Origin of the sequence: Acinetobacter sp. TY2, from assembly GCF_046269225.1 — a bacterium.
Taxonomy (GTDB): Bacteria; Pseudomonadota; Gammaproteobacteria; order Pseudomonadales; family Moraxellaceae; genus Acinetobacter.
On the sequence record NZ_JBJZOR010000004.1, the window covers coordinates 86,278 to 101,660 of the forward strand.

A 15,383-nucleotide genomic window follows, 5' to 3' on the forward strand; every position below is an offset into this window, starting at 1 on the left:
GCTTTTTTTTGTGCATGTAAAATCAAAAATTATTTAATTTTGGCATGACTTTTTAAATATTGCGAATAATCATCAAGCATTTGCTGACCACGTAACTGTTGATACAGTTTAGTCAACTCCTGTGCTTGCTGTGGTGCTAAAGCATCTACAGGTGGTTTGATGACATTTGCAACAGCAACTACAACCATTTCACCAGGTAAACTTGCAGTCGTCACAGACCACTGTCCTGCTTTCGGTGCAGGAACACTAAATGCAGCACGTTCAACTTCACGTTTTAAACCTTGAGAGCGCATGAACTCACCAGCATGTTCAAAACTAAAATGATTCTTTGCAAGTACTTGCTCAGCAGGTTGAGTTTTAAACTCAGCTAACATTGTTGCAATTTTAGCTTTTGCAGCTTCATATGCTTTTTGTTCAATCAACTTAGCTTTAACTTGCGCTGTTACTTGAGCAAGTGGTTGTACACCCGCTGGATGATAATTACGTACTTTCAACCAAACAGTATCACCATTAGTAAGCTGAATATTGCTTGATGCATTGCGATCACCATTTTTCACATCATCATTAAACAACTTCACTTTTACCGCAGGATCAGATAACACAGGGTGCTGTGTGCTTAATGCAACGGATTTAACAGATTCAATTTTTGCTGTTTTAATTTCTTGTGTCACAGGATCAAGCGCATCGCTGCTCACAATCATTTCATTTAAGCTATTTACAGTATCTGAATACGCATTCGCAGATTTAGCTTTTAAAACTTCTGCTGTCAATTCAGCTTTTTTCTGCTCAAATGTAGGTATCTCTGTTTTTGCCGAAGTAGACTCAATCAGATGATAACCATACTGTGTTTTTACAGGTTGAGATACTTGACCATTTTTTCCGCTATTTACAGCTTTATCAAACTCATCACCAAAAGCGCCTTCAACATAAGATTCAAGTAAACCACCCTTGCTTTTTGAAGATGGATCTTCTGAATATTGTGCAGCTGCTTGAGCAAAGGTCATACCACCTTGAATTTTAGCGTATACCTCTGCTGCAATTTTTTGTGCTTCTTCTACGGTGCGCGTATCTGTACCAATTAAAATATGATGTACATCACGCTTGACATCTTTATTGGCTTTTTCAACAAAAGCTGCATATGCCTGCTCAAGCTCTGTACCCGATACTTCCGCATTTGGACCTGCAACCATAGCAGGTGTCAATACAACATAATCGACATCAACAGAAGCTGTTTGCTTAAACTTACTTTGATGTTTGTTATAGTAATCTGCTATTTCTTGATTACTGACTTTAACATTTTTCTTGTAATCGTCTAGTTTTACACTTGCAAGAAATAAATCACGTTTTTCAGTCTGTAAATTGGAAATCTGTTGCAAATCTAATTTGCTCACCAACGCACTATCAGTGATCATTCCCATCAACATTTTCAATGCATGATCTTGACGTAAATTATCAAGCAATCCTTGATTGGTCATGCCAATAGAACGCAAATAATTGCCATATAATGTATTTGAAAATTTACCATTTTCTTGAAAACTTGGTTGTTGGGCAATCATCTGCTCAAGCTGTGCATCACTCAAACTCATACCCAGTTTTTCAGCTTGCTGAACCAGTAAAGCACGAGAAACCAAACTATCCAAAGCACTCTCTTGAATAAACGCTTGATTCAATAAAGATTCGTCGCCATTAACCATAGAGAGGTATTGATCTTTAAAACTTTTTGTCTGTGCTTCCAGATCTTTTTTTGAAATTGCCTGACCATTTACAGTTTTGGCAACATCTGCATTATTTCCACCACTGAAATAACCCTCAATCCCAACCAGCGCCAACGGGGTCAAAAACAATACGAGCAAGACTTTGCCCAACCAACCCCTTATGACTTTACGAAACGATTCCATAAGTATTCCAATATTTTATTTCACAGGGATTCTAACTGATATTCAAATATGAATGAATGCGCAATGTATTAATATTTTGGATTATTCATAAAAAACGCGCCAAATGGCGCGTTTGTAGATTTCTGAGCAAATTATGCAACAGAATCTTTTAAGCCTTTACCCGCTTTAAAGCTTGGAACTTTACTTGCTTTAATTTGAAGCTCTTCGCCAGTTTTTGGATTACGACCAGTACGTGCAGCACGTTCTTTAACGCTAAAAGTACCAAAACCAACCAAAGTTACTGTGTCGCCATTTTTAAGCGCTTCACCGATCGAAGCAATAGTCGCATCCAATGCTTTCCCAGCATCAGACTTAGACAATCCCCCTTTCTCTGCAATCGCATCGATTAATTCTGATTTATTCATGAAGATTACGTCCTCTTATATCGTTTGTTTAAAATCTAAGGCTGTAGTTAAAAAGGCCATGCGGTCTTTATAGCAATGCTTTGGGGGATAAAGCAAGACTGCCTGAACGCATTTTATAAAAAAAATCATCAAAACCCCCATGAGATCGTATTTTGTTCGTTATTTTTCTATTTTTTGTAATTGCATTGTCAATTTTCTATTTTCTTCAACCAAATCGTCAACTTTAGTATGTAGTTGTAAAATCAATGATTCAAGATGCTGTAAATCTTTAGCTGTCACCAAACCAATACGATTCAATGAATGATTGACCCCTTGATCTAGTAATTTTTCGACTTTATCCTTAGTTTCTGTAACGGATTCTCGAGTTTTATCTGCGACCTTGTTGACCGCATGATCTGTTGCATCTACGGTTCTAGATTCAAGCTCTTGTCCAACTTCGACTAATGAATCAAAAAGTTTATTACCCTCTTCTTCCGCACGTGAAAATGCACCTAAACCTGCAAGCCAAATTTGTTTGGTATATTTTCTAAAATCGAGTGCTGACTTCCTTGAACCTTTGCTACGTTTGGGCTGATCTTGAATTTGGTCATCCTCTTGTTCTTGTTTTACCTGAGCAATGTTTTCCGCATTACTATCCTGCTCCGCCATTCGAAATTCCCCTTCATTTATTACGACTGTGATCAATCAGTCAACTATCTCATAAAATATACGCATCATAACAAATAAAATACTTGAACGTTTTGCAAAACTGTTCTACAAAGCAAAGTTATTGTTTCATTTATTGTGGGTCAACTCACATTAAATCACAATTTTTTAAATAATATGAGAGTGGATGCTCCAGATCTGTATAGGAAATTCGTATGAGTGAATCGCAACAGAAAAGCCGACAAAGCCGTTTGTTGCTCAATGTTGTCATGATTATTTTAGAGACAATATATTCTTTCGTCCTCAAACACGATCGTGTTGTTCGCTTACAAGCAAAGAAATTTGTAGATCAGCAAACGACCATAAAAATAAATAGCTACATTCCCTACTTTGATTTTTATGTTCAATTTACAGACAAAGGGATTCTGTTTGACTTAAAAGAACCTGAACAAGCACCTGAGCTCTCCGTGAGTAGTACGTTATTGGACTTGGTTCAAATTTTTGCCTTTGCAAACAAGCGTAGTATGAAAAAATTACGCATAGAAGGTGATCAACTCTTAAAAGATGAGTTTAAAGACTTACTGGTTCATTTGACTGCACCAAAGCTATTATCTGATTGGAAAAAATGGCTCACCAATCCAGATGATGATCAACTTACAACTGCATCAAGCAAACGTATTGCACCTTTACTTGAAAAAATTGATACACAACGCTCTAAAATTAACACTTTACAAGTTGAAGTGAAGCAATATCAAAATCGCATAAAAAAATTACAGGCACGACAAAAAAGGATTAATTCAGCTTTTTGTGTAATAGGCATTCTATTTTTTATGTTAATTGTGTATAATTTGTCGCAATTATTTTAATAAAAAATTTTCCTCACCTATTTTCCCAATTTAGCAATAAATCCTGACAAATTTAGTAGGAATTATCTTCAAAATACTTGACTATTTTAGTCAGGATTCATAAAATTCATACATCTAGTCTAAACACGTGTATCGGATCATGCGCTTAACCACTCGCGGTCGCTACGCAGTGACTGCTCTTCTAGACCTAGCTTTGCAGCCAACTGAACAAACGATTACGCTTGCAGAAATTGCAGCACGCCAAACTATTTCTGTCGCTTATCTTGAGCAATTATTTGCAAAATTGAAGCGCCATGGCTTGGTATCTAGCGTTCGTGGAGCAAATGGTGGTTACCATCTTGCGCGTAATGCTGAAGAAATTACGATTTTAGCGATTATTGAAGCTGTCAATGAAACGGTTGATGCAACACGATGTGACCATAAAGGCAACTGCCAAAATGGTGCAATGTGCTTAACACATGACCTATGGCAAGAACTCTCCCACCACATTGCCGATTATTTAGCAAAAATCACACTTGCCGATCTTGTTGCACGTGACAACGTTCAAACTGTTGCACTACGCCAAACATCATCGAGTCATCTTGATTCAGCCCTTTTATCGGTTACAGGTATTTGACATGAAACGTCCTATTTATCTTGATTATGCAGCAACCACGCCTGTAGACCCACAGGTTGCGGAAAAAATGATGGAATGCCTGACGTTTGACGGGACATTTGGTAACGCAGCGTCTCGCTCACATGCTTATGGTTGGCAGGCAGAAGAAAAAGTTGAATATGCACGTGAACAAGTTGCTAACTTAATTAAAGCTGATCCACGTGAAATCGTTTGGACTTCAGGGGCAACAGAGTCAGATAACTTAGCATTAAAAGGTATTGCTGAGTTTTATGGCTCGAAAGGTAAACATATTATTACGAGTAAAATTGAACACAAAGCCATTTTAGATACTTGCCGTGAGCTTGAAGAAGATGGTTTTGAAATCACTTATTTAGAACCAGAAGAACGCACAGGTCTAATTACCCCTGAAATGGTACAAGCGGCTTTACGCCCAGATACAATTCTTGTTTCACTGATGATGGTCAACAACGAAATTGGTACAATCACTGACGTTGCTGCAATTGGTGAATTAACTCGTGCCAACAAAACTTATTTCCACGTTGATGCCGCACAAGCTGCTGGTAAAGTTGAAATTGACCTAAGCACAATGAAAGTTGACTTGATGAGTTTCTCTGGTCACAAAGCATATGGCCCGAAAGGCATTGGTGCTTTATATGTACGTCGTCAACCACGTATCCGTATCAAAGCGCAAATGCACGGTGGCGGTCATGAACGTGGTATGCGTTCAGGTACACTTGCAACCCATCAAATCGTAGGTATGGGTGCTGCATTTGAATTAGCAGGCAAAACTTTAGTAGCTGAACAAACACGTTTACGCGCACTTCGTGACAAACTTTGGAATGGCTTACAAGACCTTGAACAAGTGTTCTTAAATGGCCACCCTGTTTATAACGTTGCTAACTACTTAAACGTAAGCTTCAACTTTGTTGAAGGTGAATCATTAATGATGGCACTCAAAGATGTTGCCGTATCAAGCGGTTCTGCATGTACTTCTGCAACACTTGAGCCTTCTTATGTTTTACGTGCTTTAGGTCTTTCTGACGAATTGGCACACAGCTCAATCCGTTTCAGTTTTGGTCACTATACAACTGAAGAAGACATTGATCACGTAATTAAAATCAGTAAAGCTGCCGTTGAAAAACTTCGTGCACTATCTCCACTTTGGGATATGTATAAAGATGGTATTGACCTAAGCTCGGTTGAGTGGGCTGAACACTAATTCCCTCAATACACGCATTGCATTGAAACTCAGTGCAATGCCACCACATTAACCTTGTAGCAATACATATTATCAACGGCTGACCCCGAGTTCTGGAGAAGCATCATGGCTTATAGCGAAAAAGTAATTGATCATTACGAAAACCCTCGTAATGTTGGTGTGTTAGATAAAGATGCAGAAAATGTAGGTACAGGTATGGTCGGCGCACCCGCATGTGGCGACGTGATGCGCTTACAGATCCAAGTTAATGATAACGGCGTCATTGAAGAAGCTCGTTTCAAAACTTATGGTTGTGGCTCTGCAATTGCCTCTAGCTCTTTAGTTACTGAATGGCTTAAAGGTAAAACTCTTGATCAAGCACAATCAATCAAAAATATTGATATTGCAACTGAACTTGAACTTCCTCCTGTAAAAGTACACTGCTCTGTACTTGCAGAAGATGCAATTAAAGCTGCTGTTGAAGATTACCGTAGCAAAAAAACCAAAGCTTAATATCGATTGTTTTCACTCGATACAGATGATTATTTAACGGAGTTTTCATGATCCATTTAACTGAAAATGCTGCAACTCATATCAGCAATTACTTAAGCAATCGCGGTAAGGGTGAAGGTATTCGTCTTGGTGTGAAAACTTCGGGCTGTTCAGGCTTGGCATATGTATTAGAGTTTGTTGATGATATTGATACGCATGACCAAATGTTTGAACAATTTGGTGTTAAAGTTTTTATCGACCCGAAAAGCCTTGTCTATCTTGATGGCATGGAAATGGACTATGTTAAAAATGGTCTAAATGAAGGTTTCGAGTTCAACAATCCCAATAAAAAAGGCGAATGCGGCTGCGGTGAATCATTCACTGTATAATGCCCTTTGGTTTCTTTTTACATTAAAACAGTGTCCAACACTGTTTTAATTACATTCAATACCATGCTTTTAAACATATCATTGCGGACACCTCTCCCATGAGTCATTTTGAGTTATTTAATCTCCCAACTGAACTCGATATCGATCTTGCTCTACTGAAATCCAATTTCTTAGCATTACAACAGCAATATCATCCAGATAAAGCTGAAGACAAAGATCGTGCGCTCATCAAATCAAGCGAAATCAATCAAGCTTATAAAGTCTTGTCAAATGTCGATAGTCGTGCTGCGTATTTACTGTCTTTAAAAAAACAAGATCACCATCTCGATCAATCGATCAGTGATTTTGAATTTTTACAGTCAGCGTTAGAAATTCGTGAACAGCTTGATGAAGCATTCGATACCGCAGAACTTCAATCTTTAAAAAAAGAAGTTCAACAATGGATGGATGGTTTAGTCCGAGAGTTTAAACTTGACTATACACATGAAGAATGGGCAGATGCACGTGATACTGTACGTAAACTGCGCTTTTTCCAAAAAGTCATGAATGATATTGATAAAGCTGAAGATCAACTTCTTGATGATGAAGATTTTGATCTTGATGATGAATTTTAATACTGTTTATTTTTAGATTTATTTTTTGTTAAGGATGTAACACAATGGCACTCTTGCAAATTGCAGAACCCGGACAATCAAGTGCGCCACACGAACACCGCATTGCGATCGGTATCGATTTAGGCACCACACACTCTTTGGTTGCCACCGTACGTTCTGGTCAGGCAAAAGTTCTTCCTGACGCACAAAATCGCGTGTTACTTCCCTCTATTGTTCACTATTCCAAAAACTCAACGGAATATGGCGATGCAGCGAAACCCTTTCTGACCACTGATCCGAAAAACACAATAAGTTCAGTTAAACGTTTCATGGGTCGCTCAAAAGCAGATATTAAATTTCAACACTCTTACACCCTTGTCGGTGAAGATAATCAAATGCCTGCATTTGAAACTGCTCAGGGACGTAAAACACCTGTAGAAATTTCAGCTGAAATTTTAACACAACTTAAAATTCGTGCAGAAGACAGTTTAAGTAACGAAATTAATGGTGCAGTGATTACGGTTCCTGCTTATTTTGACGAAGCACAACGTCAAGCAACCCGTGATGCTGCACAACTTGCAGGTCTCAATGTTTTACGCTTACTCAATGAACCGACTGCTGCTGCTGTAGCCTATGGCTTAGATCAAGACAGCAACTTAGAAACCGATCGTAACTATGTGATTTACGATTTAGGTGGCGGTACTTTTGACGTTTCAGTACTACGCTTCTCTCAAGGTGTATTTGAAGTTTTAGCGACGGGCGGACACACCGCACTCGGTGGTGATGACCTTGATCGCCTGATTGTCAAATGGGCAAAAAAACAACTCAATATTGAGACTTTAGATGATGCTGAATATGCACATTTCTTGGTGTCTGCACGTAAAGCCAAGGAAGCGTTAAGTGATGCACAAAGTGTTGATCTTAAAGTTCTTGATCACCACATTGCTTTAGATCGTGCAACATTTGAAGCGATTATCAAAGTTGCCTTAGACAAAACAATTAGTGTTTGCAAACGTGTATTACGTGATGCCAAATTACAACTTGATGATATTCAAAATGTTGTTTTAGTCGGTGGTTCAACACGTTCTTATGCCGTACAGCATGCTGTACGTGATGTATTTAACCAAGAACCACTCTGCACTATCAACCCCGATGAAGTCGTTGCAATTGGTGCTGCAATCACAGCAAATCAATTGATTGGCAACAGTCTTGATGGCTCATTACTGCTTGATGTAACACCACTCTCTCTCGGTCTCGAAACCATGGGCGGATTGGTTGAGCGTCTAATTTCTCGCAACACCCCAATTCCTGTTGCACGTCGCCAAGAATTTACCACCTATCAAGATGGTCAAACGGCAATGTTGATTCATGTGGTACAAGGTGAACGCGATTTAGTTGAACATTGCCGTAGTCTTGGACGCTTTGTCTTACGCGGTATCCCACCAATGACAGCGGGTCAAGCGCGTATTGAAGTAACATTCCAAGTAGATGCCGATGGTCTATTGGCTGTTTCTGCACGAGAAACGTCTTCAGGTGTGCATGCCCAGATTGACATCAAACCATCGTATGGTTTATCTGATGATGATACACAGCGTTTACTTCTTGATGGTTATAAATTTGCTGAAGAAGATAAAAACCTTCGTCACTTAAATGAAACCAAAGTAGAAGCACGTCGAGAACTAGAAGCATTAGAACAAGCACTCAAAGCCGATGCTACGCTACTCACGAAAGAACAGCTCAATGCAATTCATCAGGCTGCCGAGCAACTCAAGACACAACTTGAAACTGATCAGATTCAATTGATTGAACATGCAGTCGAACAGCTTAAAGTTCACAGCGATGCTTTTGCAGCAGCACGAATGAATCAACATATCGATGAAGCCCTCAAAGGTACACGATTGGATGATTGGTCAAACTCAAACTAATTTATAGGACAAGACTATGCCACGTATTAAAATCTTACCACATGCAACGATTTGTCCGAATGGTGCTGAGTTTGAAGTGAAAGCGGATGCAAATTTATGCCAAAGCTTACTTGAAAATGGCATCAAAATTGAACATGCTTGTGACATGTCTAAAGCCTGCACAACATGTCACGTTGTCGTTCGTAAAGGTTTCGACAATCTAGAAGAAATGGATGATATTGAAGCTGACTTACTCGATCGTGCTTGGGGCTTAGAACCTGATTCTCGCCTGTCATGCCAAGTAAAAATTACAGATGAAGATTTGGAAATTGAAATTCCAAAATATACACTCAACCATGCATCTGAAAATCATTAATTTAAAACGATATAGTTTTAAAGATAAAACCACTCAAATTGAGTGGTTTTTTTTACATTCTTTTATATTAAAATAAATAAAACTTTAGCATCAATGTGTTGGTAAATCGACTTCATCTTCTACTTTTAATTTTGCAATACCCTGAGAATTGGTCAATTGCTGTTGCATTTGAATACGTTTAACCATTTTTTCCATTACTTGAATAAGCTCTGAATATTCAAAATTTTGTACTTCTTCAAGATTCAACACCAAATGAAATCCTTTATACTCATAATCAAACCACTGTTGATTTTCATTGCGACTTTGAGAATAACGTTCCATCACCTGCCAAGTTTTTACAAGACCTTGTATACCTTTCAGTTCAATCGGCTCTTGCGGTGCACAAAGATAAAAGTTTTTAATTAAACGATGAGTTTCATCAGAAATTAGAATTTCATCAATATCAGCAGCACTTTGTAGACGTGCAGCAAGATTCGCATCACGCCCTACAATGGTATACGCCATACGATGTACCGCACCATAGTTCCCAACGTGACAATATCCTGTACTCACCCCCATGCGAACATGTAATGGTGCATAACCCATTTTCACCCAACGCTCACGTAAAAATTTCATCTGTTGGCGCATCATCAGTGCCATTTCGATACAGTTACGCGCATCCTGTTCTACACCCTGCGAATCTGGATCACCAAAGAAAATTAGGATGGCATCGCCCATAAATTTGTCAATGGTTGCACCATACTGCTTGGCAATTTCAGTCATATGACTCAAATAATCATTCAGTAAAAATGCTAAATCATCAGGAATAAGGGATTCTGAAAGCTCAGTAAAACCCTGAATGTCTGAGAAAAAAATCGTGATTTTTTTACGCTTATATTCAAGTTTTGCTTCCGACTCACCACGCATAATGGACTGCCACAACTGTAAAGGCGCATAACGACTGAGTTGATTAGACAATTCAATATAGCGATTCATTTCATTAAAATAGTTTTCACGTTGTTGATCAATCTGTATAACACGGCGACTTTGATAATAATTACCAATACAGATAAAGAGCATAATACTCATAAAAGCAACAACAGAGAGCTCAGGGCTTGTTTGCTGAAAATAATCATCAAAACCAAATACAAAAATAATGCTTAGGTAAAAAACAATAATTGCAATAAGCCAAGAAAGTGAAGCAATGAGAAATGAAATTTTGCTATTAAGTGCGGTATAAACCAATGCGAAAACACAGACAAATGATACAACTAAACTCAGATGTACTGCAGCTAAGGCCACTGCCACAACCACAACATCAATTAGGAAATAAACATTTTTACGAACATTACTGTCAAATCTATATTGAATCCAACGCGATAAACGTGGACTAATCAAAAAAATAAACAGTAAAAATAAAGGAAAGTAAATCTGATAATTTGCAATAGGTGAAGTGAAATAATAAATCGTCACCATTAGACTGATGATCGTGTAGCCTATCGCACGAAGAAAAACTTCAAATTGCTCAGGCTCTTTATCAAGCATGCGATCAAATGGCACGAACTATTTCACTCCAATCCCAAATTGGTACTCTATTCCTGCGAGTACCTTTATTTTGTACTTATTTCAACTTAATCCATACGCCAATCAAAAGGCATATCCCCTTGACCGCGTAGAGCAAGCATCAGTGTTTGGCGCATATGTGCCAACACATCATTTGAATACGGTACAGCAGGTGTACCCCATACAGGCTGTGGCCAAACAACGTCATTTTGGTAGCGTACTATATGATGAAAATGTAGTTGTGGCACCATATTTCCAAGTGCAGCGACGTTCATTTTATCTGCACGAAAAACACGTGATAATTGGCTTGATAACCAACTTGATTCACGTAAAAATTGTTCTTGGTCAGCTTGGCTCAATTCATATAGCTCTGTAATTCCAGGTACACGTGGAATCAAAATAAGCCATGGGAATTGCATATCATTCATTAAACGACATGTTGAAAGCGGAAAATCGCCGACAAAAAATGTATCTTGAGCAAGTTGTGGATGCAAACTAAACATATCTTTATAAATGACGCAAAATTAGAATGATGAAGTAATACTAACACATCAGTTTTAGTGTGAATATTGCTAGTATTGTGTTTTAGTACAAATAAATCATGTTTGAGCTGTAATAGATCACAGCTCTACTTTAAACAATCTCGATAATATTTCAAGCACTACTATAAAAATTTTCTGACTGTTCAGTTAGATACTCTAAATTAAAAAAATATACACATTAACTGAACAATCTGAGCCTATTTGATTTCACTAAGTAGGTTATTCAATAAGTCGGTCATAAACTGAATTCGCTTATCTGCTTCATCAAGCATGACCATAACTCGTAGACGTTGCCCCCCCTCCATACGGAACCATGTTGGGTGCTTTTGCATTAATTGAATAATACTAATGGCTTGAACAGGCGTATCAGGTGAGAATTCAATTGCCCCACCATTTTTTCCTATATCAATTTTGGTTATACCCAATTGTTCAGCTTTAATGCGCATTTGATGCACGCTAAACAATTGCTTAACGGGTTGTGGAGGCACACCAAAACGATCTATCAATTCCATGCGAATATTATCGAGTTTTTCTTGTGTATCAGTATTACTAATCCGTTTATAAAACATGAGGCGTTGATGCACATCACCCAAATATTCATCGGGAATTAGTGCAGGCATATGCAGAGTAATTTCAGCAGTCAATGATAATGGTGCATCAAAGTTTGGTGTTTTACCTTGTTGAATGGCTTTAGTCGCTTTCTCAAGCATTTCCATATACAAACTATAGCCAATGGCATTCATTGAACCACTTTGTTGCTCGCCCAAAAGCTCACCCGCACCACGAATTTCTAAATCTTCAGTCGCAAGCATAAAACCTGCACCCAAAGTTGAGGCACGAGAAATCGCATCTAAACGTTTTTCTGCATCACCTTTTAAGCCTTTGATTGATGGCACCATTAAATATGCATAAGCTTGATGATGTGAACGTCCTACACGTCCACGAAGCTGATGCAGTTGAGCCAAGCCCAATTTATCAGCACGTTCAATAATGATGGTATTGGCATTTGGAACATCAATCCCTGTTTCAATAATCGTTGAACACACCAAGACGTTATATTCTTTATGATAGAACTGCTGCATGACTTGTTCGAGTTCACGTTCACGCATTTGCCCATGTGCTACGGCTACACGTGCTTCTGGCACTAAATTTCTAACATTTTCCGCTGCTCGCTCAATCGTATCGACTTCATTATGTAAAATATAAACCTGCCCACCACGCAATATTTCACGCAAAATTGCTTCTTTCATGGTGTCGTCAGTTTGTTCATTAATGAAGGTTTTTACTGCCAAACGACGAGCAGGTGGTGTCGCAATAATGGATAAATCACGCATGCCACTAAATGCCATATTCAGCGTTCTTGGAATAGGCGTCGCAGTGAGAGTGAGCATATCAACATCGGCACGCATGGCTTTAATACGCTCTTTATCACGTACACCAAAGCGATGCTCTTCATCAACAATCATTAAACCTAAATTTTTAAACTGAATATTTTCCTGCAAAATTTTATGCGTACCAATCACAATATCGACTTTACCATCTGCTAAATCAGCAATGGTTTTGGTATGGTTTTTACTTGTTCCAAAACGTGATAAAACCTCAATACGAATGGGCCAATCAGCAAAACGATCTTTAAAGGATTCATAATGTTGCTGTGCAAGCAATGTTGTCGGGACAAGCACAGCCACTTGTCTATTGTTCTGTACAGCAACAAAAGCTGCACGCATCGCAACTTCTGTTTTACCAAAGCCCACATCACCACAGACCAAACGATCCATTGGTTTCGCCAATTGCATATCATGCAAAGTTGCTTCAATCGCATTTGCCTGATCTAAGGTTTCTTCATAAGCAAATCCACTTGAAAATTGCATATAACTGCTTTGATCAAGTTCAAAACTAATACCTGGTTTCGACTGACGGCGCGCCTGTATATGTAATAACTCAGCCGCAACATCATGAATTTGTTCAAGTGCTTTACGTTTTGCCTTATTCCAAGCATCTGTGCCCAATTTATGCAGTGGTGCTAAATCAGGATCACCACCACTAAAACGACTAATCAAATGTAAATTGGTTACAGGGACATAAACTTTGGCATCATCTGCATAGTTCAGCTGTAAAAACTCATAATCTTGATCATCAATATTCAGCGTCACCAAACCAGCATAACGTCCCACACCATGATCTATATGCACTACAGGCGCACCTAAACTTAATTCAGTTAGACTTCTAACTAAGAATTCTTCAGACACTTCTTGTTGGCGTTTACGGCGACGCTGTACCACACGATGTTCATATAACTGATTTTCTGAGATAACAGATAAATCATCGGTAATCACTAAACCACGATCAAGTGGCGCATGGGTAATGGCAACTGAAAAGTTTGATTGCTGAAAAGCAGCAAAATTTTCAACCACAGGAATTTCACCCAAACTCGCACGTAATGCATCTTTTAAGGTTTCACGGCGACCTGCACTTTCTGCAACGAGCAAAACAGGATGATTGGCATCATCGACATATTTTTTCACAACCTTAAAGGGTTGCTCACTTTTAGGATCGACAGGAAGCTTAGCAGGTTCTTCCACATGTAAATTGAAAGCGCCTGCTTTGACTTCTATTGGCTCATTCGATGCAATAATTCTTGGAAATTGATTGAAATATTCATACAACTGATTGGGTTGAATAAAAATTTGCTCAGGTGGCAATAACGGCTGATCAATATTATGACGACGATCTTCATAACGTCGCATGACATCTTTCCAAAAACTCACTAGACCTTCATCAATATATTGGTCTGTAATGACAATAGCATTACTTGGTAAGTACGATGTCAGGCTACTTTGCGCTTTCATTGCTTCAGGACTAAAGAATAGCGGGAAATAAAAATCGAGACCAGGAGATGCAATGCCTTCCATGACATCTTGATAAATCGGGTTTTTTTTCGGATTTGCTGTTGGAAAACTTTCAGCATAACGATCACGAAACACTGATCGTGCTTCTTTCAATGGGAATTCTTTTGCAGGAAGCACAATAAAATTTTCAAGTTTATCGGTTGTGCGCTGTGTTTCTGGATCAAAGAATTTTAAGCTATCAATTTCGTCATCAAATAAATCGATACGAATCGGCGCACTCTGCCCCGAAGCATAAATATCCATAATACTGCCACGTACAGCAAATTCACCATGGTCATAGACGGTATCGACCAAATGATATCCCGCTTGGATCAAGCGCATTTTTTGTTGTTCTAAGTCGAACTTCTGTCCAACTTTAATATCAAAATGCTCACCCAACACCCACGAGGTTGGTGCCACACGCTGAGCTAAAGTTGTCGCGGAAACCAGTAAAATCCCTTTCTTTGGCATGTTTGCCAAAATAGATAAGCGTTCAGAGACGATATCTTGATGCGGTGATAATCGATCGTAAGGTAAAATTTCCCAATCTGGAAAAACCGTAGGTTTTATGCCATAAAACTCTAACTCGCTTTCCAACTGCCCTAAATGCTGATTATTCTTGGCAATGAGTACCAACAATTGTTCGGATTGCTCTGATATTTCTTTAAATAATAAGGCGGCTGATGAACCTAGCATTGAGCCGATCCAACGCTTTTCGCCAGCTTTAAGTTGTTTTAGATTGAGGTCAGAGATTGCTTGTTTAAACATAATCGCATAAGGTCTAAAAGACATGGACGATAGTTTAGCATGATGATTTTATACCGTTGAGTGATTTTGTTTTATCTTGTTGATTGATTAGATATACAAGTTTTAAAATTTCTTCGATCGTTCGTAAATTAATGTTGCCACGTAGCAAAATTAAGAAAATGAACTCAATATTTTTCAATATCAAGCTTTAAGCATAAACTTCAATCATTTTTATAATCTATTAGATTCCTTTCACATCAATGCAAATTCAAGCAAATTACAC

At 38.5% G+C, this 15,383-nt stretch carries 14 protein-coding genes; 8 read left to right on the forward strand and 6 right to left on the reverse strand.

All coding sequences use genetic code 11. The features are described from left to right. Positions 1-29 precede the first annotated feature (29 nt). From ACK1JC_RS03535 to ACK1JC_RS03545, 3 genes are all read right to left on the reverse strand, one after another. Complete coding sequence (locus tag ACK1JC_RS03535; protein ID WP_409510472.1) at positions 30-1,898, reverse strand: SurA N-terminal domain-containing protein; 1,869 nt, start codon at positions 1,896-1,898, stop codon at positions 30-32. Between the two features lie 131 nt (positions 1,899-2,029). Continuing rightward, the gene (locus tag ACK1JC_RS03540) at positions 2,030-2,302 is read right to left on the reverse strand and encodes an HU family DNA-binding protein (RefSeq protein ID WP_409510473.1); all 273 of its coding nucleotides are present in this window, start codon (positions 2,300-2,302) and stop codon (positions 2,030-2,032) included. A gap of 159 nt (positions 2,303-2,461) precedes the next feature. Continuing rightward, a complete protein-coding gene (locus tag ACK1JC_RS03545) occupies positions 2,462-2,950 on the reverse strand; it encodes a phasin family protein (RefSeq protein ID WP_409510474.1) in 489 nt (162 codons plus the stop codon). A gap of 212 nt (positions 2,951-3,162) precedes the next feature. Between ACK1JC_RS03545 and ACK1JC_RS03550 the strand changes: the two genes are divergently transcribed. From ACK1JC_RS03550 to fdx, 8 genes are all read left to right on the forward strand, one after another. After that, complete coding sequence (locus tag ACK1JC_RS03550; RefSeq protein WP_409510475.1) at positions 3,163-3,813, forward strand: hypothetical protein; 651 nt, start codon at positions 3,163-3,165, stop codon at positions 3,811-3,813. 139 nt (positions 3,814-3,952) lie between these two features. Then, positions 3,953-4,429, forward strand: a complete 477-nt coding sequence (locus ACK1JC_RS03555; protein WP_409510476.1) for an Rrf2 family transcriptional regulator — start codon at positions 3,953-3,955, stop codon at positions 4,427-4,429. Position 4,430: 1 nt separating this feature from the next. Further along, the gene (locus ACK1JC_RS03560; protein WP_409510477.1) at positions 4,431-5,648 is read left to right on the forward strand and encodes an IscS subfamily cysteine desulfurase; all 1,218 of its coding nucleotides are present in this window, start codon (positions 4,431-4,433) and stop codon (positions 5,646-5,648) included. Positions 5,649-5,753: 105 nt separating this feature from the next. Beyond that, entirely contained in the window at positions 5,754-6,140 is a 387-nt protein-coding gene (gene iscU, locus ACK1JC_RS03565) for a Fe-S cluster assembly scaffold IscU (protein ID WP_409510478.1), read from the forward strand. Positions 6,141-6,187: 47 nt separating this feature from the next. Beyond that, complete coding sequence (gene iscA, locus ACK1JC_RS03570; protein WP_409510479.1) at positions 6,188-6,508, forward strand: iron-sulfur cluster assembly protein IscA; 321 nt, start codon at positions 6,188-6,190, stop codon at positions 6,506-6,508. 98 nt (positions 6,509-6,606) lie between these two features. Further along, a complete protein-coding gene (gene hscB, locus ACK1JC_RS03575) occupies positions 6,607-7,122 on the forward strand; it encodes a Fe-S protein assembly co-chaperone HscB (protein WP_409510480.1) in 516 nt (171 codons plus the stop codon). 44 nt (positions 7,123-7,166) lie between these two features. Next, positions 7,167-9,026 carry a Fe-S protein assembly chaperone HscA gene (gene hscA / locus ACK1JC_RS03580; RefSeq protein WP_409510481.1) on the forward strand — a complete coding sequence of 620 codons (1,860 nt, stop codon included), beginning with the start codon at positions 7,167-7,169 and terminating at the stop codon, positions 9,024-9,026. A gap of 16 nt (positions 9,027-9,042) precedes the next feature. Continuing rightward, complete coding sequence (fdx, locus tag ACK1JC_RS03585) at positions 9,043-9,381, forward strand: ISC system 2Fe-2S type ferredoxin (protein WP_409510482.1); 339 nt, start codon at positions 9,043-9,045, stop codon at positions 9,379-9,381. 90 nt (positions 9,382-9,471) lie between these two features. Here fdx and ACK1JC_RS03590 read toward each other — a convergent pair whose 3' ends face one another. From ACK1JC_RS03590 to mfd, 3 genes are all read right to left on the reverse strand, one after another. After that, positions 9,472-10,920 carry an adenylate/guanylate cyclase domain-containing protein gene (locus tag ACK1JC_RS03590; RefSeq protein WP_409510483.1) on the reverse strand — a complete coding sequence of 483 codons (1,449 nt, stop codon included), beginning with the start codon at positions 10,918-10,920 and terminating at the stop codon, positions 9,472-9,474. Between the two features lie 71 nt (positions 10,921-10,991). Continuing rightward, positions 10,992-11,426: an HIT domain-containing protein gene (locus tag ACK1JC_RS03595; protein WP_409510484.1), complete on the reverse strand. Its 435-nt coding sequence runs from the start codon at positions 11,424-11,426 to the stop codon at positions 10,992-10,994. A 236-nt stretch (positions 11,427-11,662) separates the two neighbouring features. After that, positions 11,663-15,121 (reverse strand): transcription-repair coupling factor, encoded by a 3,459-nt coding sequence (gene mfd / locus ACK1JC_RS03600; RefSeq protein ID WP_409510588.1) that lies wholly within the window; start codon positions 15,119-15,121, stop codon positions 11,663-11,665. Positions 15,122-15,383 lie beyond the last annotated feature (262 nt).